Here is a 21790-nt window from a genome sequence, read left to right as displayed (position 1 = left end):
ATAAAACAGTGAAGATGAATAGAACATGAATTTTATTCAGAAGAAAATCCAATAAGAAAAGTTCAATATTCTCTAATCATAATGAGTTATTTTGATAAATGTGTAAATTATTATGGGTTGTTGTGGTGTTTTATGGTGTATTTTATAGGTTGTTGATTTTATGGGTTAAATTTTAAATTTAGTGATTACAATCATAAATATTTGACTGTTTTTCTGCCTTTTTTAAAAATATTTCACTGGTTTTACGTTTTTTAAGCTGTTAGAGTCCCATCCCTCACGCATCAAGTGGGATACCCATGTTTAAAAATAGCAATGAAAATAGCGATAAACTAGTTCCAACACTTACTATAGGATTTATCCTTTTATTCCTTCTCTTTGCTCTTGTTGATCTCTCAACATTTACAGCAACGATTCAAACCTTATTTATGTCAGCATCGACCATGTTTGGGTTATGGTGGCAGTGGTTAATGATCATCACATTTGTTTTAGCTCTTATCATAGCGATGAGCAGTTATGGCAAAATTAAGATGGGTGGTGAAGAAAAACCAACGTTCGGTACGTTCAAATGGGTCGCAATGATCATGTGTACCTTACTTGCAGGCGGTGGCGTTTTCTGGTCAGCTGCTGAACCAATCTTTCACTTCATTACACCTTCTCCAACTTTTTCTGATGTTAAAACTGGCACCCTTGCAGCCGTAGCGCCTGCGTTAAGCCAAAGTTTTTTGCATTGGGGCTTTCTAGCATGGGCAGTATTAGGCACATTAAGTACGATCGTACTAATGTACGCTCATTATAATTGTGGTGTTAAATTGCGTCCCCGTGCTTTGCTATATCCAATTTTAGGTAACAAACTTGAAAATCATTGGTTAGGCTCATTGATTGATGCTTGCTCAATTATTGCAGTTGCTGCTGGTACTATTGGTCCAATTGGTTTCTTAGCAACGCAACTTAGTTACAGCTTAACGGTACTGACAGGACTTGAAAGTTCACTGATGAGTCAAATCGGTCTTTTATCTATGATTGTGGCAATTTATTCAGTTTCAGCCTTTACGGGGATGGACAAAGGCTTACAGTGGTTAAGCCGAATGAATGTTATTGGCGCTGTCACTTTATTAGTAGCCATTTTGGTACTAGGCCCAACAAGCTTTATCTTTACTGAGTTTGGTCTTGCATTTGGTAACTATATTCAACACCTACCGGAAATGAGCTTAAGCACCGCAGATCCTGCATGGAACTCGTGGTGGACTTGGTTCTTCTGGGGATGGTTTATTGGTTTTGCACCAATGATGGCTATCTTTATTGCGCGAATTTCTAAAGGTCGTAGCGTTCGTGAGTTAGTGATTACCGTGGCAATTATTGCTCCTATTGCGACAAACTTTTGGTTCTCGGCACTGGGTGGTACAGGGATCTTCCTTGAGTTACAAACCCCAGGTAGCATCTCTGGACCATTACAAGAAGCGGGTTTACCTGCAGTACTGTTAGCGTCATTAGAGCAATTACCACTAAGCTGGTTATTAATTCCTGCATTTTTAGTGCTTACGACGACGTTTGTTGCTACAACAGGTGACTCAATGGCATATTCAATTGCAATGGCTGTTGAGGGAACTGATAAACCATCACGTTTCCAACGTCTATTTTGGGCGTTAATGATGGGTATTGTTGCCGGCGTATTATTGATTGCAGGGGATGGTGGATTAAACGCTCTACAATCTTTCATTGTGATCACGGCGGTTCCAGTTTCAATCTTACTTGGCTTTACGTTTATTTCAGCGCCTATTGCTGTATTAAAAATGAAAAAAGTTGAGCAAGAAAGCAAATCGTCAGTAGACTGCACTAAGAGTGTGACTGTGTAGTTATTGATTACGAGTCAATAAAACGTTTTGATTGAATGAGAGGCTTATCGCAGACATTGTGGTAAGCCTTTTTTATTATGGGGATTTGATTATTTCAGGTGCTACGCATGCCAACTAAAAAAGCCGTGCTGCAACAATTATTTTTGCGAGAAGTAAACAGGACTCCGATTACTGAACGTCATGAATTATCTCACTGTGATATACCAGAAATAGAGTTCGCTACGTGGGGGAGAGATAAGAGGGATTTTTCATTTGATGAGATCTTTGAATCTCATTGGATAAAAACATGTACTGCTGGTTATATTACTGAGCTTATCTTTAAAGCAGATGGCAGTGTAACTGAATTTACCTTGTTTGATAGATTAAAAACAGTAGGCCATTGGAAGCTAGATGATGGCTTATTACACGTCTCTATATTTAAAGATGAAAACCAATACGATTTTATTATCGTGGCTAATGTTAAGGTGAATATTCACTCTGCTATTGAGTATAAAAATGGTGAACTTCATTCTTATCTTAAATTAGCTCAGACGAGAGTATAAATAAAAGATGGGCCGTTAATAACGACCCACCGTAATATTTTCTATTAATCATTTATATCGAAAATATTATTGCTTTCTCCAAACTCCCCATTCACCAGAAGCTTCAGGGTTATTACCTTGAGTCCACCACTGAGCTTGATACGTAACACCATTAACGGTTACTTGGTCACCCGTATTATAAGTGGCTGTTGCATCCCATGTAGATGATGGATCTGTTGGTTCAGTAGGAGGTGTTGGTTCTACCGGTGCTGGTGGCGTCGGCTCTACTGGAGTAGGGTCAACAGGCGTTGTTGGAGTACCACTGATCACTTCCCAAACACCTGTTGTGCTCGTTGCAGGGTTATCACCTTGGTTCCACCATTTAGCTTGGTAAGTTACACCATTTACAACCACTTGATCGCCAGTGTTATAAACCTTGCCTGCATCCCACGTGTTTGTTGGATCCGTCGGGTCGGTTGGCTCTGATGGATCCGTTGGAAGCGTTTCAACAACACGAGTTACAGGCCAGTTAGCGTGAGACTCATAGAAGTTAGTGATACATTTTTCATAGTCACCAGGAACAAGTGCGGAATATGCAGTTTGGAAGCCGACTAATTCACATTCAAAAGAAGCGCCTTCTGGACGATCAGGGTAGTATTTCCAGTTACCATCCCAGTTAGTGTAAAGTACATCGGTCGCACCATTTAAGTTCAAACTGCCATAAGGGGTTTGTTGCCAACACGTATTTGCTTCATCTGCTTCAACTGGAATTTGGTAATGTTGCGCTAACCCTTCCCAATAGCGAATACGGTTAACTGGTTGGCCTTTGTCTTTGTTCTGCTCTCCACATTCAATACCGCCATTAATGACATTAATTGTCGTACCAAATCCGTAGCCAATGCCTGCATCAGTTTCTCGTTGAGAAGGGGTCCAAGTACGGTCGATAACATGCAGCATGGCAGGTTTTGGTGCTTGAGGGGTTAAGAAGAACCAAACGGCTGATGCTAGGTTTAGCCAAGAATCGGCAACTAACCCAGGGTTATTTAGTAATACAGTAGCATCGCCATCGAACATGACTTCAGAGAAAGCGCCGTAGTTAAAGTGGTACGATAATTGTTTTGCACCACGACCAAAATAGCCTTCACCAGCCGCACATGGCCAACGTTTATTTTGCCAATCATTTTGACCACAACCTGTGGTATAGCCTTCTTGACCTTCAGACCATCCCATTTCACGAACATGAACTAAGGCTTGTTGCCATTCTTCAAGCGCAAGAGGGTTATCTGACACGTTATCAACGGCAATATGCCCACCAGTCTCTTGAGAGAAATGTGCGAATGCCGTTACGATTGATTTTTTACAAATGGCATCAGCGTCGCGTCCATCTGTATAGTCACCACAAAAAGCAGGGAACTTACCAATAGCGCGTAAGAAACGAGTATACGTATATTCAGGCGCTGCCATTTGAGTTAAGAAGAACCATTCAGATTGTGGGAAAACTCGCTCAACACGCTTTACGTTGGCTGGGTTGGTTGCAACACCGGCATCAATGGCTTCTACTGCAGCATTTGGCAATGTTTCTAGCGCTTTAGCCCATACGTCGTACATAGGGTCTAATGTTTTAGCATCTTCAGCAGCCTTAATTTCAGCTTTAGATACAACATAACCTGTTGGGTTTTCAGGATCTGGTTGAGGGTTCATGGTAAAGCTATTGGCTGCAAAACTGCAGGCAAGTAGTGATGGTAATATAGCCAATTTAAACATGGAGCACTTTCCTTGTCGTTATTTATAGAATAAAAATAAGTTGGAATAACTATAGGAGTTTTTATAAAGTTCGGTTATCTAGAAATGTAAATCAGTTTTAACTATGCGAGTTGTTTCAAAGAGTATAAATTATAAGTAAAAGCATATTCGCAATGTGATTAGCGTTACAGTCAGGGAAATATATTAATGATAAGTGTCAGAGCAGCAGAGAAAATTGATTTAAAGAAAGTTTATGAAATAGAAACAGAAGCGTTTGGTACGCATGGATATCCTTCTTTTTTTATTCGACAAGCCTTTGACTGTTGGTCTGATGGTTTACTTGTGGCTAAAAAAGCAGGTGAGGTTGCAGGGTATGTGTTGCAAGTGCCATCGAGTGCAACTAAAGGAGATGCTTGGGTATTATCGTTGGCAGTATCAAAGAGCGCACAAGGTGGTGGTTTAGGTAAAAAATTGTTAGAAACAGCGATTGAGAATGCCAAACAATATAAGCGATTATTATTGACGGTGTGCCCTAAAAACACAGGAGCGTATACCTTATATCAATCATATGGCTTTTACTTAGTAGAGGAAGAGCAAGACTATTTTGATATTGGTGAAGATCGTTTGGTTCTTGCCCTAGATATTACTGAATAACTTGTTATTGTGTCTTTAAAGAATTAACAATATTGAGACGGAAAGAATATGGAAATCGATTATAAAGTCAATGAACCTATTAGTGCTGAGCAGTTTATTACCTTGCTAAAGAAAACCTCTTTAGGAGTACGTCGCCCCATTGATAATATTGAAAAAATACAAGCTATGTTAGATAACTCAAATTTGATTGTTACGGCATGGGGAGATGGCGAACTCATTGGTATTGCTCGCTCAGTAACAGATTTTAATTTCTGTTGTTATTTATCGGATCTCGCTGTTGATGAGAGCATTCAATCAATGGGGGTAGGTAAGTACCTTATTCTAGTGACAAAAGAAGAAGTTTCTCCTGACTGTAAGTTGATCTTGTTAGCAGCCCCACAAGCAGAAGGTTATTACCCAAAAATTGGGTTTGAAGCGCACAACAGTGCATGGGTTTTATCCGATGAAAGTCAGTTGAAGCTATTCTAAGGAAAGATCATGACATCAATCAGTGTATTAGGGTGTGGCTGGTTCGGCTTGCCGCTAGCAAAACATCTGGTAACTAATGGTTTTGCGGTTAAAGGCTCAGTTCGCAGCAAAGAAAAAACAGAGTTCTTAGAAGCTACCTCTGTCACTCCATTTGTATTGGATATCGATGGTGAGATAACAGAGCAATCATGGGGAGCATTTCTAGATTCAGATATTCTAGTTATCGCGATCCCATCTAAGAATCAAACTGGCTTTGGCGCTTTGATCCGTATCTTAGAGTCTTCATCTATTAAGCATGTGGTTTTTGTTAGTTCAACCTCGGTATATGCGGATAATAATGGCGTGGTTACTGAAGAAATTGCGGCATCTGAATCTTCTGCGTTATTTCAAATTGAATCGTTATTTTTCCAATCATCGGTATTTACAACAACGGTGATCCGCTTTAGCGGTTTAGTGGGCTACCAACGAAATCCAGGGCGATTTTTTCAAAAAAGCGGGCGTTCTGTGAGTAACCCTGATGCCCCAGTAAATATGATCCATCAAGATGATTGCGTTGAGTTAATTACACAGATAATCAAACAAGAAAAATGGAACGACTTATTTAATGCGTGTGCTGATAGCCACCCAAGTAAACGCGAGTTTTATACTCAAGCCACTCAGCGAATAGGGGTGAGTACACCTGAGTTTATCGAATCAGACACTCAAACGTTTAAGATTATCAGTAATGAAAAAATTAAAAAGGCATTGGGTTATGAGTTCATTTACCCTGATGTAATGCAAATTACTTACGATGAATGTTAATTAACAAAAAACGCGATTCAAATTAAGGACAGAATAATGAGTAATCCAATTGAAACTAAACCATTAGTAGCTAAATCATTAGTAACAACAACATGGTTAGCTCAGCATATTGACGATGAGAATCTCGTTATTGTGGATGCCTATATGGCGAATGTCGTAGGTAAAGAACCGTTAGTTTATGATACTTTTTCTTGCCTACCTACAGCGCGTAAATTGGATGTAGAAGCTGACTTTTGTGATCATACTTCTTCTCAAATCCATGCGCTTCCTAATGAAGAGCAGTTTACTCAGGCAATACAGAAACTAGGTATTAATTTTGATTCAATGGTTGTTATATACGATAACCAAGGTATCTATTCTGCACCAAGAGCGTGGTGGACGTTTAAGGTAATGGGGTTTGAACATGTTTATGTCTTGGATGGTGGATTACCTCAATGGCTCAAAGAGGGAAGAGAGACAGCATCAGAATACACAACAACATCGTTATTAGGTAATGCGACTGCGAAAGTGGTGAAAGGCTTAGCGTGTGACTCGGACGAAGTACTTAGCGTAATAAATACCGATGTTGCAATTTTAGATGCTCGTGGAGAACTGCGTTATTTAGGCAAAGCACCAGAGCCACGTGAAGGTGTTCGTAGTGGCCATATTCCAAGCTCTAAAAATCTCCCGTTTTCTATGTTGTTAGATAATTATACCTATCAAGATGAAGAGATATTACGAGCTATTTTTGAGGAACGCGTACCTTCAGTAGATACGAAAATTTACTTCAGTTGCGGTTCAGGCATAACAGCATGTATTTTGATGTTAGCAGCCGTGTCCATAGGTTATAAAAACGTTGTTTTATACGATGGTTCTTGGGCGGATTGGGGAAGCAATCATTCGTTGCCGATTGAGTAATTAAAATAAGGGTGATCAATGAGAGACACTTTAAGAGAAAAAATCATCGAAGTATGTGATAAGAAAATAGAGCAAAAAGGTGATAATGTGGGGTTATCTTTTTATGCTTTCTTTGCCAATAAAAACAGTGACCCGGAATTATTAATGGAAGCGGCAACGTGGTGGATCTCGACACATCAATTAGATCACTTTGAAAAAGCAGTGAAAATAAAAGCAATGGTGAAGGAAGGGTTATAAATGAACATAGAAGTCCGTGAAGGCACAATTGAAGATGTACTTACGGTTGATGCTCAGATCCCAGAATTTGATGGTCGAAATACCAAAGAAAAACTAGAACAACGCTTACGTGATATACCGCATTTGATTTTAATAGCGACGCATAATGGCCAACCTGTGGCGTATAAAATGGGGTATGAGTTATCAAATCTTGAGTTTTACAGTTGGCTTGGTGGTGTTGTACCTACTGCTCGTAAAAAAGGCATCGCGACACAGCTACGTTTAGCTCAGGAATCGTGGGCACATGAGAAGGGTTATAAAGCGATTAGTGTCAAGTCTATGAATCGATACCCCGCAATGTTGCAGCTATTAATCTCTAGTGGCTACCATATTTCTGGTTATGACGAAGAAGGGTCAACAGATAAAAGTAAAATTAGATTTATAAAACACATCATCGATGAAGGGGCATAAAGAGCTTAGGCACACTAAAAAAGAATCGCTCTTTATGGTCTACAATTAAGGCAGCATAAACCTATAACTAAACCGTTATCAGTAGTATTTTGAAGCTACGATTGAGAATAAAGGATGATTCAATGGAAAGAATTACGTTTAAAAAAGTCACATTGTGTGAATACCCCTCACTGTTTGGGATATATAAAACGTACTTTCATTCCATTATTGAACACTCACTTGGTTGGGATGAAACTTTTCAACAACAACGATTCATTGAGTCATACCCTCAAGAGTGGTTTGATTGGGTTATGTTTAGTGGAGAGCGCTTAGGACTAATTTGTACTCACTTAGAGCAAAGTAAAGCTCATGTTCATCTGTTTATTATTTTTAAAAAATATCAAAACAAAGGGGTTGGTGGCTCAGTCATGAAATGCTATCAGCACCATTTTAGTGATCGCGTTGGAAAAGTGAGTTTATCTTCTTTTAAAAATAACCCTAAAGCGATTCGTTTTTATCAAGGATTAGGCTATCAGATCATTAGTGAAGATGAGCATTTTGTAGATATGGAGCATTCGCTGCTTTATTCTGGCCAAATAGGGTATTGAACAATGCTTAAAAATCACAAAAAATTATGTCATCTGCATCTTTGTGCCATTTTGGGTAGGTAAACATCGCTTTTGAGAAAGTCGGATCATTATAATGATTCACCAACCACGCTCTTAAATAAGGAAGTGGAGCTTGAGTGTACCACTTCTTATCAACTCGTGAAAACTGACGAATAAAGGGTAAGATAGCGTAATCCATCAAGCTGACTTTCTCTCCCATAATATAAGCATGCTGACTTAGAGCCTGCTCGATTTCCATTAACCATCTACAACAACGCTCTCTGCATTCTTCTTCATTGGTATCGCGATAACGAGAAGCGGCGCGATATTTTTGTAATGCATCAACAAACTCAGTGTCACTTCGATGGATCAACTCAAGCATTTGGGGGAGTTTCTGCTTATCATGTGAATAGAGTAGGTTATTAGGATCAGATTGAGTGAGTGCCCAAATCATCACATCAAGACTTTCGTCGATTACTTTACCATCACTTAGCTGCAATACAGGAACCGTACCTTTTGGTGAAATCGATAGCATTTCTTCAGGTTTATTCTTCATATCAATATCACGCAGCACCACAGTTTGTTGTGCATGTAAAATGCCCAAACGAGAACGCATCGCATAAGGGCACTGTCGAAGGGAGTAAAGAATAGGCATTGTCATGATTAAATACTCAAAAGCTAACGTGTTTTAAATCATATTAATGGAATAAATCCTTGGTTTCACCTTTATTTCTTTATGATCTGGATCAATGAAAGCGTAATGAGTGGTAATGAAAGCGTGAGACGAGTAGAATACTCGCTCAAAAAAATTATTACATATAATAAGAAGCGAGCAATTTCATAATGAGTAGAAAACTTGAATTATTGGCCCCAGGTGGTGATGTAGAAGCGATTAAAGCAGCCATCGTAGCAGGAGCAAATGCCGTTTACTGTGGTTTAGATGTATTTAACGCACGTAACCGCGCTGCCAATCTTTCATTTGATGAGCTAAATGGTGTATTACGATTAGCTCATGAATATGGCTGTGAAGTTTTCCTAACATTGAATATCGTTCTTCTTGAGCATGAAATTAAATCAATTTCAAAGCTACTTAACCAGCTAGTAAATACCACAGTTGACGGCATTATTGTTCAAGATCTGGGTATGTTTAATCTAGTAAAAAAATACTTTCCAACACTAGATATCCACGCTTCAACGCAATTAACAACACATAACGATGGCCAAATTCAATTTTTATCTAAGTTAGGTGCTTCACGCGTTAATTTATCTCGAGAGCTTAATATTGGTGAGATTAAATCCATAACAGAGCTAGCGCATGAGTACGGTGTATTAGTGGAAGTATTTGTTCACGGTTCATTATGTATTGCTTTTTCTGGTCAATGCTATTCAACATCAGTCAGTGTAGGTAACTCTGCAAACCGTGGACGCTGTAGTCAAGCATGTCGTGATGAGTATGAAGAGACTGATGTTGGCAATAAATACCCATTAAATTTAAAAGATAACTCAGCTTACTTTGAATTACCTGAATTGGTTGATGCTAAAGTGGATTCACTGAAAGTAGAAGGCCGAATTAAAGGCGCTCATTACGTTTATACCGTTATTGAAAACTGGCGTAAAAATATCAATACGTTTGTTGAGTCGGGTGAGCTATATGAAGATGATTCAAACCTACATAAAGTATTCAATCGTGATTTTACCAACTCATTCTTGAAAGGTAATTTAACTAAAGACATGTTTATCGATAACCCGCGCGATAATAGTGTAAATTATGCCGTTCAACAAAGTAACGCGATTGATGTAGTACAAATTCAAGAAGTAAAACAAGAGCTTTATAGTGATAAAAACGCACTTGGGGCGACACTAGAAGAAAAAATCAAGTTCTTAGATATCAATAAGATTTCTATCACGATCGCTTTTAAAGCGGTTCTTGGTGAACCATTAGTTGTAACGATAACACCAAGTAATAAAGAGCAAGAAACGTTTGAGGTGAAATCGCAATCGCTGCTAAGTGAAGCAGGCGAGAAATCGATTACTTCGTCAGAATTAGAAAAAAGATTCAAAGGTGTAATTAACGCTAATTACGAACTTACCGGTTATGATTTTTCTGAACTGGCGGATAATTTAGCTATTCCATTTAGAGAGTTAACTGAACTTAAAGATAAAGTAGCTTATTTACTGAATGGTTCTAAAGAAGTGCTAAAGTTTGTTGATGTACCAGCATTACCTAAGTACGCAAAAGTAGAAGAGAAACCTAAACTATCAATGCTGATTGCAGATGTCGCAGACTTAAATGTATGCGATGCAACAGATGCAGATATTTATTTTAAATTACCTGAAAGCTTTAGAAGAAATGATACTAAGTACATTAATATCTTCTTAGAAAACCCTCGTTTAATTCCATGGTTCCCAGCGGTATTGATTGGTAAAGATTATAATGAAGCGGTTCGAGTTCTTGAAGAAGTTAAGCCAGCGCGTATCGTAACAAACAATACAGGTATAGCGTATAAAGCGTTTGAGATGGGAATTGAATGGATTGCAGGTCCATTCTTAAATACCACAAACTCACACGCATTAGTAACAATGAAAGAAGAGTTTAATTGTTCGGGTGCCTTTATCTCAAATGAGATCAATAAAGGACAAATTAAGCATATTCGTCGTCCAGAGAACTTTAAACTACTTTATAGCATTTACCACCCGGTATTAATGATGACAAGTCGTCAGTGCTTCTTCCAACAAACTGTTGGTTGTAATAAGCGTGCAATTGAAGCCGGTTGTATGTTGAAGTGTGAAAAAGCGACGACAATAACTAATACAAGAGGCGTTTCTTTTGCGGTAGATAAGCAAAAAGGCGGCTACCCAAGTATCTATAATCATGAGCAATTCTTAAATATGGATATTGTGACTGATATGTCGGATTTATTTGATGAGTTCTTTATTGATTTAACTAACATTGGTAGTGGCTCTAAAGTACAGGCTGATAAAGTTGAATTAGTAAAACATTTTGAGCGTCTGTTGAATGGCGATGAGCAAGTACAAGAAGAGCTGTTTACCATGGTGCCAATTAATACACATGACCAATATAAAGTAGGTCTATAAGCGTTAATTGTACTGATAATCTTAAGATAGAAGCCGTGATCACATATCACGGCTTTTTTTTGTCTATAATTCAATAATAAATATGAGCTTGATATAGAGAAGTACAATTATAAACACTGAGGGAATTGGCTATGGTGACACTACAACTACTGAAAACAGAAGATGCAAAAGCGTTATTAGAGTTTGAATTGGTCAACCAAGAATGGTTTGAATCCTATATTGAAGCGCGAGATGAGGATTTTTTCAGTGAAGAAGGGATTAAAGATCATATTGATTTTTATCTTTCTGAATATGAACAAGACCGAATTTATCCAATGTTACTGAAAAATGCCCAAGGAACAATTTGTGGCCGAGCCAATCTTTATAATATTAATAGAGAAAAAGAATCCGGTTTTATTGGTTATCGAATTGGAGAAGAATTTATTTCTCAAGGGCTCGCAACTTACGCGACTGAAGTGTTAATTAATGTGGCAAGAGATACATTAGCATTAAGTGAATTAATCGCTACTGCAACAACAGACAATTTAGCCTCACAAAGAGTATTAAGTAAAAATGGCTTTAAGCAGGTGGGATTTAAGCCTGAATTTACCATTGTGGATGGTGAGATAATAGATTGTTATGAATATCGTTGTGTAATTAAGCAGTTATCAGGCGTGATGTAGTTTGAGCATAGCCGTAGAGCGGGGCTTGATATATACTTTCTTATTTCAAAGGAATTTCTATAATGGAAATGATAATTGTCTCTTCTGAGCGACAAAAACGTATGGTCATGATTTTTGGTCGCATGAAAGCAAAAATGTCAGATAAGGCATTGTTGAATAGTTTAGATTCACGTGAAGTGAACTCAACAGCTTATCCTGCCTTTAAAAAAGCGCCTGATCTGCGTGTTGAGCGCATTCAACTTCCATTCGGTGATGATAAAACAGGTTCACTAGATGGAGGTGATTTCTTATATCGTTACTTATCCAAAGGCTATATTTGTTTAGGTGATTTTGAAGGTCAACCAAAACCAGATTTAACACCATGGGGCGTTCGCTCTGTACGCCGTCAACCTAAAATTGGTTTCGGACTGTAATTAATTAAAAATATCAGTTACATGATAGCAATAACTGCATCATAATATTTGTAATCTAAGCAGAATTAAATTGCAATGGGAGTATTCTATAAAATTCATATTATGAGTTTTGTAGAGGACTTCCATGAATAAATCTAGATTCCCACTCCTTATGTTATCTCTGTTGTTTTCTTCAACCTTACCCGCAAAAGAATTTGATTTTTCACGTTACTTTTCAATACAAAATCATCAAAGTCCAGGCTGCGGCATTGGGGTTATTAAGTCAAATAAGCTTATCGAACAGTATTATGTCGGGCAATCCAGCATTAGATACCAAATCCCCATCGATAATAAAACGGTCTTTGATATTGGCTCAATAAGTAAGCACATGACGGCATACCTTATTATGAGTCTAGAAGTGGAAGGAACGTTATCTCAAACTCAAACTTTAGCCGATTATTATGAAGAGGGACCTGATTGGTTTAATGACGTTACACTGTCCCATTTAATGAATCATCAAAGTGGTATTCCGGACTATTTGAATGATGAGAAAGCCGCTCTTTATTTAATGCAGCGATTTAAAAAGAATAATGCAGAGTTAAATAATGCACTTTGGGGTGGTATGGTAAATAAAGCGTTTATGTTTTCTGAAATAGTTGAATACAGTAAGCAGCTTAACACGCCAACTTTTACTCCAGGATCTTCCATTTCTTACAGTAATACTGGCTATGTACTTCTTGCTGATATTATTGAAAAGGTGACAGGCGGTAAATTTGAAGAGGTTATTGAACGCCGGATTTTTACACCATTAAAGATGAACAGTAGCCAAGCAGCAGGACAAAATAATTTTATCTTAGAATGGAAAGCATCAGGCTATTATGTAGATAAAAATGGCGGCTACGCTCATAGTCATTCTACCTTACCAGTTCAAGGTGATGGTGGTATACAGAGTACACTTCCAGATATGGGGAAATGGATAGGTCACCTCATAAAGCCTCAATATGAAGATAAAGCACGACTTAAATTACTTGCGTTATCACAAGGAGATCATCCTATCTTTACTCTATATTCGGGCTTGAGTGAATTTAATATGGGTGATTCAAAGTATGTTAACGGGTTACTTGGTAATAATTTGTATGATGGAGAGTTTTATAGTCATTCAGGTTATTCCCTTGATGGAATGGCTAGCGAATTGTGGTTCTCTCCACAGCGAGAGATTGGTTATATTCAAATGTGTAATTATAAATACTTAAGAGTGCCACCAATGAAGCAAATCATTCAATATTATATAACATCGTCGGATTAACTATTTGATAATTCTGTATACTAAGCGGCTCTGAACAATAACTTATTTAAATTGTTATAAAAGGAAGTTAAAGTGAAATACAGACTGTTTTCGTCAATATTTACGCTCAGTGTGTTGTCTCTTTCGATGTTAAGTGCAAACAGTTCGGCTAACGCCAGTTCAATTCCTGTCGTTGGCGGAGTTGTTAACTCAGCAGAAATACTTAAAAATCAGATACATTCTTCTGTAATATATACAACGGAAATGGTTCGTGATGCCGCTATTTTCACTATTGCAGGCATCACATTAGATGCTTACATTTTATCTCTTCCATTAGATGCTGATGTTAAAAAAAACATCATTGCAAAACTATCCAATCCCTCATACGCGATCCCTTTAGGTCATTTTCTTTATACCTTTGTTGATAAATACGGAGATATGGATAATGAAGATGCCTTTAAAGCCTACTTAAAAACTCAATATGATGAAGAAACACTTAATGGGTTTAGCCATTCTCTGTTTACTCTTAATGATGTTAAAAAAGAAGAGAAACCAGAGTTAGCTGATAGCCATCACCAAGGACTCAATATTGATCGTAAATTCATTGCGAACATGGTGATTGTTTATGATGAATTGGTGCAAATTGGTGAATGGAAGGATCTTGAGGTTTTACCCGAGCGCTATACTTATCTCTCTGATACTCCAGAAGACCGGAAAATAATAGATAAAATTCAACCAATCATCATTGCTGGAATGACAAAAGCGGTCACAAGTATGGATGAGGGAGAAATGCGTGGGGCGTTAGAACAAATCATTGAAGAGGGTAAGCCTGAGCATAAAGGCTCTGTGAATAATAAAGCAGAAGCATTAACCATTACTCTTATTGATTTTGTTCGTCTTAATGTATTGAAATCATACCGTCAGTTTGTTTACCAAGAGCAGCGACAAGAGGTGCTGAATAAGTGGCTACAAGAGAGCTTTAAAGAGAATCCAGAGGCGGTTATTGCTTATTTAGAATCTCGTCAGCAACGTCGACTAGCAGTTCAGATCACGGTGGATGGTTTACAGCAAGGGCTGCTTGAAGGACTAATGTCACCGATTCAAAAGCCATTTATTAAGCAGGTATATCAAGACCACCTTAAACATGAAACCTATAAACCTCAGAATGAAGTCACCACACAGCCAGAACATGAACAGCAATTATCATTCTTAAAAAGGCTGACAGAGAAAGAGTATAACGACTCATCTTACTTGCCGTTTTTTACTGAGCTATACCAAAATTACGATAAAAGTATTATTAATGTAGGAATATCATCAACGCCTACCATCAGTGTTCGTAATTTACCGATAATAAAAACGGGTGCGAAGGTCTCTGGTAAAGGTGGGACTGGAATACCGAACTTCCATTTTGTTGACCGACAAGAAGATCGTGCTTATTACTTTTTCGGTAACGATGCTTTGCAGCTTGATCGCCTAATGGATGCGAACAAAGTTCAAACCATGTTTGATCGCTTGGATTACCTGGTCACTTTAAATTGCAATGCCCAATATGATTGGAATGCACACACGACTTATGATGGTTTAGTGAATCTAGGTGCAGGTGAGAGCTTACGAGACTTTGGTGAAAAGCGTTGTTTACGAGAGTTAACACAACGATCAAAAGTAGAGAAAACGATTGTAAAGATGCGCTCAGAGTTAATTGACGATATTCGTGTTTATGATGCTATTTTTGCTTTGGATATCTACAGTAAATTAACGCAAAAATGGAAAATTCAGCAAAACTTAGAGTCCCTTTCTAAACTAGAACAGAAAGGCATGCCAGATTACGCCTTAATCTATAACCCATGGCCTGATCATTTTGCTCATTTCACCGGCCCGTTTAGTGATGAAATTCTCATGCCGACAGGAGAGTTGAATCGATTAGATTATTGGTTAACGCAATTTACTAACACATATAAAGAAGCGGGTGTATATGACAGAACACTTTGGGGGATGGCCGGGGATCACGGCTTATCGCCCGTGTATTACTCTCTTAATCCAGAAAAACAGGTGTTCGACTCTCTTCAAACAGAGCTTGGTTATCCGTTAGTGGTTAAGAAGATTTCTTCGGATGAAGGTGAAGGACCTAAAATTACTAACGCGCTTAATTATGAAAGCAATAAAGAAGTTGATGTGGTGGTCGCCTCTACAGCTGGTGGTAACTTTATGATGGATTTCTTCAATTCAGCCGAAGGCTGGAAAGTGCAACCTACATACGCCGAACTAACAACGTGGACGCCTGTTAATGCTCAAAAAGGAGGCTCTATTAATGTGGTTAATGAAATCGCATCACGCTTAAAAGAGTCGTTAGATTATCTCGTTGTTAGAGAAACAAACTGCACGCTAGATGAATGTAAAGCTCGAATTATTGGTTTTAAAGACGGTGTTAGAGTTGATGAATTGATATCCAAAAAAGGTAATCGACTGTTTTACCGACCAGTGATTGGCTCATCCCAGTTACTTGAACTTGATATTTTGAATCCATATAAATCGCAGCTAACTGACGCTGAATTAGCATCATATCAAGAGTTATATCAACGATGCATGGTATCTGCTGTTAGCGACAATGTGAGGTCATGGTGTACAGAACAAGAGTGGAGAGAATTAACGGCTTACACTGCGCGACCAGATTCTGTAAATCAATTAGCTAAATTGTATGAAGAAGACAGAGCAGGGACGATAAATTTATTCCCTAAATTTGGTGTTGGTTTTAATACTAAAGTGCCCGGCAGACATGCAGGAGAGCATTACTTAGAAAAAGACGCCTTTTTAGGATTCTGGGGAACCCCCGTGGGAGCGAATGCGTTGGAATTGAAGAGCAACGCGAATGGATCACTGGCTCCGACATTATATGAATACCTTACTACGGAAACTGTTATTGAGAATGAAGATGGATGGGGTTTTTCTTCATTACTTAGTGAGTTGGATATACAAAAAAGTAAATAATAAGAAGACCAAGCACCATTCTTATTCAGGCTGGTTGTGATCGTATCGTTATGCGATTGTGTCTATAGTGCTAAGTGCTTTCTTTGTTAAAAAATTGGTATGATTTTATGCGTGTTTTTGAATTTATTTGTGAAAAGGAACACATTTTTAAATAATAAGACTGTTAATATGGCTCGGAATTTAATCACTTGCTTCATTAATGAGTCATGCAATGTAGAAGGTGTAGGCTCCACTGGTAATCCTACATTGCTTTATATTATTTAGAATTATAAAAAGTAGATATATTATGCATTTAACATTAAAAACAAAACTTGTAATAACAAGTGTAGCTCTTATCACTTTAACGATTATCTTGTTGGGTACTTTTTCATATCAAACGATGAAAACCCAAGCATGGGATGGTATTCGTAGTGAGAGTGGGAATACTGCAAAAGCATACAGTTTAGGTATTGGGGATTGGTTTAAAGGTCGCCAAGATGCGATTACTGCAATGAAAGAAGCCATAGAGCGTAACCCTAATTTAGATGTAGTTGATCGTCTAAAACAAACATTAACGTCAGGGCACTTTGAATTAAGTTTCTACGGTAATGAGGAAGGAGTAATGGAACGTCATGACCCATCATTAAATAAAGCAGGGTATGATCCGCGAACTCGTGGATGGTATAAAGAAACGCTAGCAGCAAATAAGGGTGTAACAACAAAACCTTATGTTAGCCATACGATGCAGACTTTAGTCGTCACATTGACTGAACCAGTACGAGAAAATGGAAAAATCATTGGTGTTACAGCATCTGATCTCTCTTTATCAACTTTAATTGATGATGTATTGGATATTCCTGTTCCAGGAGAAGGTTACGCTATGCTTCTTGATGTCAGTAATAAAATTGTCGTTGCTCATCCAAATGAAAAAATGGCATTAAAACCAATTTCAGAATTAGGGCAAGGCTTTGATGCCAATAATTTAAGTAGCGAGATTGCATCAGATGGTTTTTTCTTTACCAAGCAAGACGGTAAAGAAAAAGCCGTAATGGTAACGGCTGTCCCTAATACTAGTTGGGCTATTGCTCTTGTGATGGATCAAGACACGTTAGAAGCGCCATTAAATGCAATGTTAGTTAAATTAGTACTTATCGGTAGCTTGATCTTACTGTTTGTTTCTTTATTTACAGGTTGGTTAGTTACCCGTCAATTACGTGAACTTGGTACGGTATCGGAAGCACTTGCAGATATTGCAAATGGAGAAGGGGACTTAACTGTTCGTATTAACGTTAAATCTGATGATGAAGTCGGTAAATTGGCTGAAAACTTCAACCAGTTTATTTCTCGTTTGCATACAATGGCATCTAACTTACGAGAGATCACATTAGAGCTTAATCGTTCAGCGGCAGATTCGGCAGATTCAGCTCTGCAACGTAGCCAAAATATTCGTCACCAACAAGATGAAATTACCATGGTCGCGACTGCGGTAACAGAAATGGCGAGTGCAACCCAAGAGATAGCAGGTAATGCGGAGAATACAGCAAAATCTGCAGAGCAAGCGGTAGGTTTAACCCTAGAAGGGCATAACCAAGCAAACCAAAGCCAAACATCGATTGGTAATCTTGCGCGTGAAGTAAACAGTGCGGTGGGTATCATTGAAGATTTGAACGGTCATGCTCAGAAGATCAGCTCAATTCTTGCAACTATTCGCTCGATTGCAGAGCAAACGAATTTGCTTGCATTGAATGCAGCAATAGAAGCAGCGAGAGCTGGAGAGCAAGGACGTGGGTTTGCTGTTGTTGCGGATGAAGTTCGTGTGTTATCTCAACGAACTCATACCTCAACAGAAGAAATTCAATCGATGATTGAAACATTACAATCTACAACACAAGAAGCAGTATCTGTCATGTCAGACGGCCATCAGTTGGCAGAAACCAGTGTAAAAGATGTCGATAAAGCGGGTATGAGTATAGAAAATATAGCTGCTCAAATTAATGTGATTAGTGATATGGCGACTCAAATCGCTTCGGCAGCGGAAGAACAATCAAGTGTCACAGCAGAAATTAGCCGTAACACAGAAGGTGTGCAAGAAGTTGCAAACCAAATGGCGAGTGAAGCTGAAACCGCAGCACAACAAGCTGAGGCATTAAAGTCACTAGCAGATTCGTTAGAAGAAGAAATTAAACGTTATAAATTGTAGTATTAATTTTAGTAATTAATATTCTAAATATACGCAGAAAACCGTCTTTTTTGACGGTTTTTTTGCGTCAAAAAAAAGTGATCTTCATTCAAAAATGACGTTAGGGCAACTGCTTACAAAATATTTGATAAACATCTTTCATTAGCTATTCCAAAAAGTAAAACAAGGTGTAGAATACGCGTCCATATCGGCTAACACAGTATGTGTAATCTATTCCAGTGTATTGAAAAATAAGATGAATACATTATTAGGACATAAATGAAAAACGTATTATTTGCTCTTGTTATTTCTTTAGCAACCGTTTCTTGTACTCCAATTTTTGATAGTAACTATAATCAATCTAGCTCAGAGCCTTGTGATTGTAGTGTCGGCTCATCAAATTCAAACACATGGCAGCCCAGTACCTCAAAACCGAGCACATCAAAACCACCCCAAACAGTGGAAGAGCAATTAGCAAATCTTGCTAACCAAGTACACAACAAATGGGGAAATAAAGAATTTCTTGAAGCGGGTAAGCATCGTTATGTAAAGTATCTTGATGGATACCGTACTCGAGCACACATTGATTTTGATAAAGGTAAGATTTATATCTCTACCATTTCTCAATATCAACCTAAAGAAACGTTAAAGAAAGCGATCATTGGTACCGTATTGATGCCTGCTGACCCATCACATGTCGATTTATTTAGTGATAAATCAATTCCTTTGCGTGGTCGTCCATTCTTACTTGGGCAGATTAAAGATCAAGAGAATAAAGACATTGAATGGCCGTGGCGAGCTGGTCGTTATGCCGATTATTTAATTGAAAATAAGCTGCAATCTAAAACGATTAAAAACGGTAAGGCATATTATGTTGAGATCTCAATGGTAGATGACCATTTGGAACAACGTGAATTTCAATATGCAGACTTGATCAAAAAAGCGTCAAAAGAATACGATATTTCAATTGATTTAATTTACGCCATTATTCAGACGGAAAGTAGCTTCAACCCTTATGCAGTCAGTCATGCTGGAGCTTATGGTTTAATGCAGGTGATCCCAAAAACGGCAGGTGCAGATGTATTCAAATTAGTGAAAAACCAATCAGGTATCCCAACAAAAGAGTATTTGTTTAATCCTGCGAATAATATAGATACAGGTACTGCCTATTTTTATATTTTAAAGAATAGATACTTACGAGATATTACTCATGCAACCAATAAACATTACAGCATGATATCAGCGTATAACGGAGGCTCTGGAGGGGTATTTTCAACTTTTGATACAAACAAGACTAAAGCGATTGGTGAAATCAATAGCCTAAAACCAGAGCAGCTATATTGGGCATTAACCAATAAACATCCTAAAGCAGAAGCGCGTCGTTATCTTGAAAAAGTATTAAAATTTCAAAAAGAGTTTAATGAAAAAGTGTAGATAGAATATGTTAATTAAGAAGATGCATAAATTGAATTATACATTCCTAATACGATTTATTTACTTCTCATTCTGTTAAAAATATAATTAAATTAGTTGGTGGTAACGCTAGATTGAAACAGATTTTCTTTTGTTTGTTGTGTTTATATTCCTCACTTTCATGGTCGCTTGAGTTGACCAGCGAAGAACGTGAGTGGCTTAAGCATAATCAAAATTTCACATTTTATAATGATAATTATGATTCAAGGCTTTTCTTTATTGAAAATGGGATTCAAAAAGGTTTATACAGTTATTTAATTGCGGATATTAATAAAAAATTAAATACAAATTTCACCGTTAAGATTGAAGATCTTGATGTTCTTCAAAATAAATTTACTAATTATGACTCAGGTGTCTACTTTGATTTTGCGAATACAAAAGAGAGACGTGAACATTATTTTTTTGTTCCCACGTTATATCGAGTGAATACTAAAGTATTTTTTAAAGATAATTTGGTTATTAAAGATCTTGTTAGTTTGAATAATAAAAAAATAGGTCTTATTGACGATTGGTATTCTACCACTAACTTTGTTAATAAATATGCCGATGACATAGATTATACACCTGTTAAATTTAATACATTAGATGAATTAGTTGTAGCACTTAATGCGGGTGATATTAGTGCCTTTGTTGCTGATACACAGGTGATCACAGATAAAGCTTATCCGACGTTAGATCTACCTCGGTTGGATAACTTATATACATCATTTGCAATATCAAAGGACCATATTGAACTCAATGATATCTTAATTAAATATTTTACTGCACTACAGGCAGAAGAAGTAAAAGAGATGGTTAAAAAATCTCTCGAAGAGTATTTCATCTATTTATTTAAAAAAACAGAAGATCTTCAAAAATTAAAAGTAAGTGTTGGGTATGGTTTTAATGAGTTTCCAACCAGTTATTACGTAAATAATGAATTTCATGGCATAGCTCCAACATTATTTGATAGCATTAAGCTGATTTTTGAAAAAGTAGTTACCTTTACTGAATCAGGACTTGGGGAGTGTAATGAATTTGATGTTATATTATCAACATATGAGAATAAATGTATTACTGATAATTATTATTTAACAAAACCATATTATAGCTTTGAACTTTCTGTATTTAATAAATTAGAAGGGAATTTTATTTCTCGCATCGCCGATGTTAATTATTCTACAGTCGGAATTTTAAAAAACTCGTATTACTATGATTATATAAAAAATAATACGCTTAATGTAAAAATGGTATTTTTTGATACTTTTGAAGAAATAATTAAAGCAGTAGATGATGGCAGAGTTGATTATGCCTTTGGCGATCAACGATTACTACTTAATCATACAATCAATTATGATATGCATGACTTAAAAACAGCTGGTACGTTAACAGAAAAAGTATCAGTTTATATGGCGGTAAAAAAAGAACATAAAGAATTATTTGAAGCGATTAATCTTATTTCAATAAGTTCAGATAATGAGCGATTGATTAAAAATATTTATATTAATGAGAATATTAAATATAAAAGAAATGATTTGTGGTTATTAAT

At 37.3% G+C, this 21790-nt stretch carries 19 protein-coding genes; 17 read left to right on the top strand and 2 right to left on the bottom strand.

Going from position 1 to position 21790, the window contains the following annotated elements; all coding sequences use genetic code 11:
• The first annotated feature begins 296 nt into the window (after positions 1-296).
• The gene (locus PVK71_RS10315) at positions 297-1853 is read left to right on the top strand and encodes a BCCT family transporter (protein ID WP_274418358.1); all 1557 of its coding nucleotides are present in this window, start codon (positions 297-299) and stop codon (positions 1851-1853) included.
• 107 nt (positions 1854-1960) lie between these two features.
• Positions 1961-2395, top strand: coding sequence for a hypothetical protein (locus PVK71_RS10310; RefSeq protein ID WP_274418357.1), 435 nt, complete (start codon positions 1961-1963; stop codon positions 2393-2395).
• Positions 2396-2461: 66 nt separating this feature from the next.
• Here the strand turns inward: PVK71_RS10310 and PVK71_RS10305 are convergent, their stop codons facing one another.
• Positions 2462-4138: a chitinase gene (locus tag PVK71_RS10305; RefSeq protein ID WP_274418354.1), complete on the bottom strand. Its 1677-nt coding sequence runs from the start codon at positions 4136-4138 to the stop codon at positions 2462-2464.
• A gap of 186 nt (positions 4139-4324) precedes the next feature.
• Here PVK71_RS10305 and PVK71_RS10300 point away from each other — a divergent pair, with 186 nt between their 5' ends.
• The 7 genes from PVK71_RS10300 (at position 4325) to PVK71_RS10270 (ending at position 8211) form a co-directional block, all read left to right on the top strand.
• A complete protein-coding gene (locus PVK71_RS10300) occupies positions 4325-4771 on the top strand; it encodes a GNAT family N-acetyltransferase (protein ID WP_274418352.1) in 447 nt (148 codons plus the stop codon).
• Between the two features lie 48 nt (positions 4772-4819).
• Positions 4820-5239 carry a GNAT family N-acetyltransferase gene (locus PVK71_RS10295; RefSeq protein WP_130044558.1) on the top strand — a complete coding sequence of 140 codons (420 nt, stop codon included), beginning with the start codon at positions 4820-4822 and terminating at the stop codon, positions 5237-5239.
• A gap of 9 nt (positions 5240-5248) precedes the next feature.
• A complete protein-coding gene (locus tag PVK71_RS10290; protein WP_274418351.1) occupies positions 5249-6040 on the top strand; it encodes an SDR family oxidoreductase in 792 nt (263 codons plus the stop codon).
• Between the two features lie 36 nt (positions 6041-6076).
• Entirely contained in the window at positions 6077-6937 is an 861-nt protein-coding gene (locus PVK71_RS10285) for a sulfurtransferase (protein ID WP_274418350.1), read from the top strand.
• An 18-nt stretch (positions 6938-6955) separates the two neighbouring features.
• Positions 6956-7174, top strand: coding sequence for a DUF6500 family protein (locus PVK71_RS10280; protein WP_274418349.1), 219 nt, complete (start codon positions 6956-6958; stop codon positions 7172-7174).
• Positions 7175-7624, top strand: coding sequence for a GNAT family N-acetyltransferase (locus tag PVK71_RS10275; protein ID WP_274418348.1), 450 nt, complete (start codon positions 7175-7177; stop codon positions 7622-7624). It abuts the gene before it with no gap.
• Positions 7625-7746: 122 nt separating this feature from the next.
• A complete protein-coding gene (locus tag PVK71_RS10270) occupies positions 7747-8211 on the top strand; it encodes a GNAT family N-acetyltransferase (RefSeq protein WP_274418347.1) in 465 nt (154 codons plus the stop codon).
• Between the two features lie 7 nt (positions 8212-8218).
• On the opposite strand, the gene PVK71_RS10265 is transcribed toward PVK71_RS10270, so the two are convergent.
• The gene (locus PVK71_RS10265; RefSeq protein WP_274418346.1) at positions 8219-8872 is read right to left on the bottom strand and encodes a glutathione S-transferase; all 654 of its coding nucleotides are present in this window, start codon (positions 8870-8872) and stop codon (positions 8219-8221) included.
• Positions 8873-9054: 182 nt separating this feature from the next.
• Between PVK71_RS10265 and PVK71_RS10260 the strand changes: the two genes are divergently transcribed.
• The 8 genes from PVK71_RS10260 to PVK71_RS10225 all read left to right on the top strand — a co-directional run.
• Positions 9055-11307, top strand: coding sequence for a peptidase U32 family protein (locus PVK71_RS10260; protein ID WP_274418345.1), 2253 nt, complete (start codon positions 9055-9057; stop codon positions 11305-11307).
• Positions 11308-11438: 131 nt separating this feature from the next.
• A complete protein-coding gene (locus tag PVK71_RS10255; RefSeq protein ID WP_274418344.1) occupies positions 11439-11969 on the top strand; it encodes a GNAT family N-acetyltransferase in 531 nt (176 codons plus the stop codon).
• Between the two features lie 62 nt (positions 11970-12031).
• Positions 12032-12382: a hypothetical protein gene (locus PVK71_RS10250; RefSeq protein ID WP_274418343.1), complete on the top strand. Its 351-nt coding sequence runs from the start codon at positions 12032-12034 to the stop codon at positions 12380-12382.
• Positions 12383-12506: 124 nt separating this feature from the next.
• A complete protein-coding gene (locus PVK71_RS10245) occupies positions 12507-13667 on the top strand; it encodes a serine hydrolase domain-containing protein (RefSeq protein WP_274418342.1) in 1161 nt (386 codons plus the stop codon).
• Positions 13668-13739: 72 nt separating this feature from the next.
• Positions 13740-16631 (top strand): alkaline phosphatase family protein, encoded by a 2892-nt coding sequence (locus tag PVK71_RS10240; protein WP_274418341.1) that lies wholly within the window; start codon positions 13740-13742, stop codon positions 16629-16631.
• Positions 16632-16917: 286 nt separating this feature from the next.
• Positions 16918-18810 carry a methyl-accepting chemotaxis protein gene (locus PVK71_RS10235; protein WP_274418340.1) on the top strand — a complete coding sequence of 631 codons (1893 nt, stop codon included), beginning with the start codon at positions 16918-16920 and terminating at the stop codon, positions 18808-18810.
• A 258-nt stretch (positions 18811-19068) separates the two neighbouring features.
• Positions 19069-20223, top strand: a complete 1155-nt coding sequence (gene mltC, locus PVK71_RS10230) for a membrane-bound lytic murein transglycosylase MltC (RefSeq protein ID WP_274418339.1) — start codon at positions 19069-19071, stop codon at positions 20221-20223.
• 173 nt (positions 20224-20396) lie between these two features.
• A partial coding sequence (locus PVK71_RS10225; RefSeq protein WP_274418338.1) for a transporter substrate-binding domain-containing protein occupies positions 20397-21790 on the top strand: 1394 nt, incomplete at its 3' end.

The sequence above is a fragment of the Aliivibrio sp. S4MY1 genome (assembly GCF_028765545.1).
In the GTDB taxonomy this organism is placed as follows: Bacteria; Pseudomonadota; Gammaproteobacteria; order Enterobacterales; family Vibrionaceae; genus Aliivibrio.
Note: the sequence above shows the minus strand (reverse complement) of the source record. Positions and strands in the feature narration are given on the sequence as shown.

What these genes read in the sequence shown, in the direction of transcription:
- PVK71_RS10295 (WP_130044558.1), top strand. Translation starts at nt 4,820, where the DNA reads ATGGAAATCGATTATAAAGTCAATGAACCTATTAGTGCTGAGCAGTTT.
- PVK71_RS10280 (WP_274418349.1), top strand. Translation starts at nt 6,956, where the DNA reads ATGAGAGACACTTTAAGAGAAAAAATCATCGAAGTATGTGATAAGAAA.
- PVK71_RS10315 (WP_274418358.1), top strand. Translation starts at nt 297, where the DNA reads ATGTTTAAAAATAGCAATGAAAATAGCGATAAACTAGTTCCAACACTT.
- PVK71_RS10285 (WP_274418350.1), top strand. Translation starts at nt 6,077, where the DNA reads ATGAGTAATCCAATTGAAACTAAACCATTAGTAGCTAAATCATTAGTA.
- PVK71_RS10275 (WP_274418348.1), top strand. Translation starts at nt 7,175, where the DNA reads ATGAACATAGAAGTCCGTGAAGGCACAATTGAAGATGTACTTACGGTT.
- PVK71_RS10270 (WP_274418347.1), top strand. Translation starts at nt 7,747, where the DNA reads ATGGAAAGAATTACGTTTAAAAAAGTCACATTGTGTGAATACCCCTCA.
- PVK71_RS10305 (WP_274418354.1), bottom strand. Translation starts at nt 4,138, where the DNA reads ATGTTTAAATTGGCTATATTACCATCACTACTTGCCTGCAGTTTTGCA.
- mltC (WP_274418339.1), top strand. Translation starts at nt 19,069, where the DNA reads ATGAAAAACGTATTATTTGCTCTTGTTATTTCTTTAGCAACCGTTTCT.
- PVK71_RS10265 (WP_274418346.1), bottom strand. Translation starts at nt 8,872, where the DNA reads ATGACAATGCCTATTCTTTACTCCCTTCGACAGTGCCCTTATGCGATG.
- PVK71_RS10245 (WP_274418342.1), top strand. Translation starts at nt 12,507, where the DNA reads ATGAATAAATCTAGATTCCCACTCCTTATGTTATCTCTGTTGTTTTCT.
- PVK71_RS10235 (WP_274418340.1), top strand. Translation starts at nt 16,918, where the DNA reads ATGCATTTAACATTAAAAACAAAACTTGTAATAACAAGTGTAGCTCTT.
- PVK71_RS10300 (WP_274418352.1), top strand. Translation starts at nt 4,325, where the DNA reads ATGATAAGTGTCAGAGCAGCAGAGAAAATTGATTTAAAGAAAGTTTAT.
- PVK71_RS10250 (WP_274418343.1), top strand. Translation starts at nt 12,032, where the DNA reads ATGGAAATGATAATTGTCTCTTCTGAGCGACAAAAACGTATGGTCATG.
- PVK71_RS10310 (WP_274418357.1), top strand. Translation starts at nt 1,961, where the DNA reads ATGCCAACTAAAAAAGCCGTGCTGCAACAATTATTTTTGCGAGAAGTA.
- PVK71_RS10260 (WP_274418345.1), top strand. Translation starts at nt 9,055, where the DNA reads ATGAGTAGAAAACTTGAATTATTGGCCCCAGGTGGTGATGTAGAAGCG.
- PVK71_RS10255 (WP_274418344.1), top strand. Translation starts at nt 11,439, where the DNA reads ATGGTGACACTACAACTACTGAAAACAGAAGATGCAAAAGCGTTATTA.
- PVK71_RS10290 (WP_274418351.1), top strand. Translation starts at nt 5,249, where the DNA reads ATGACATCAATCAGTGTATTAGGGTGTGGCTGGTTCGGCTTGCCGCTA.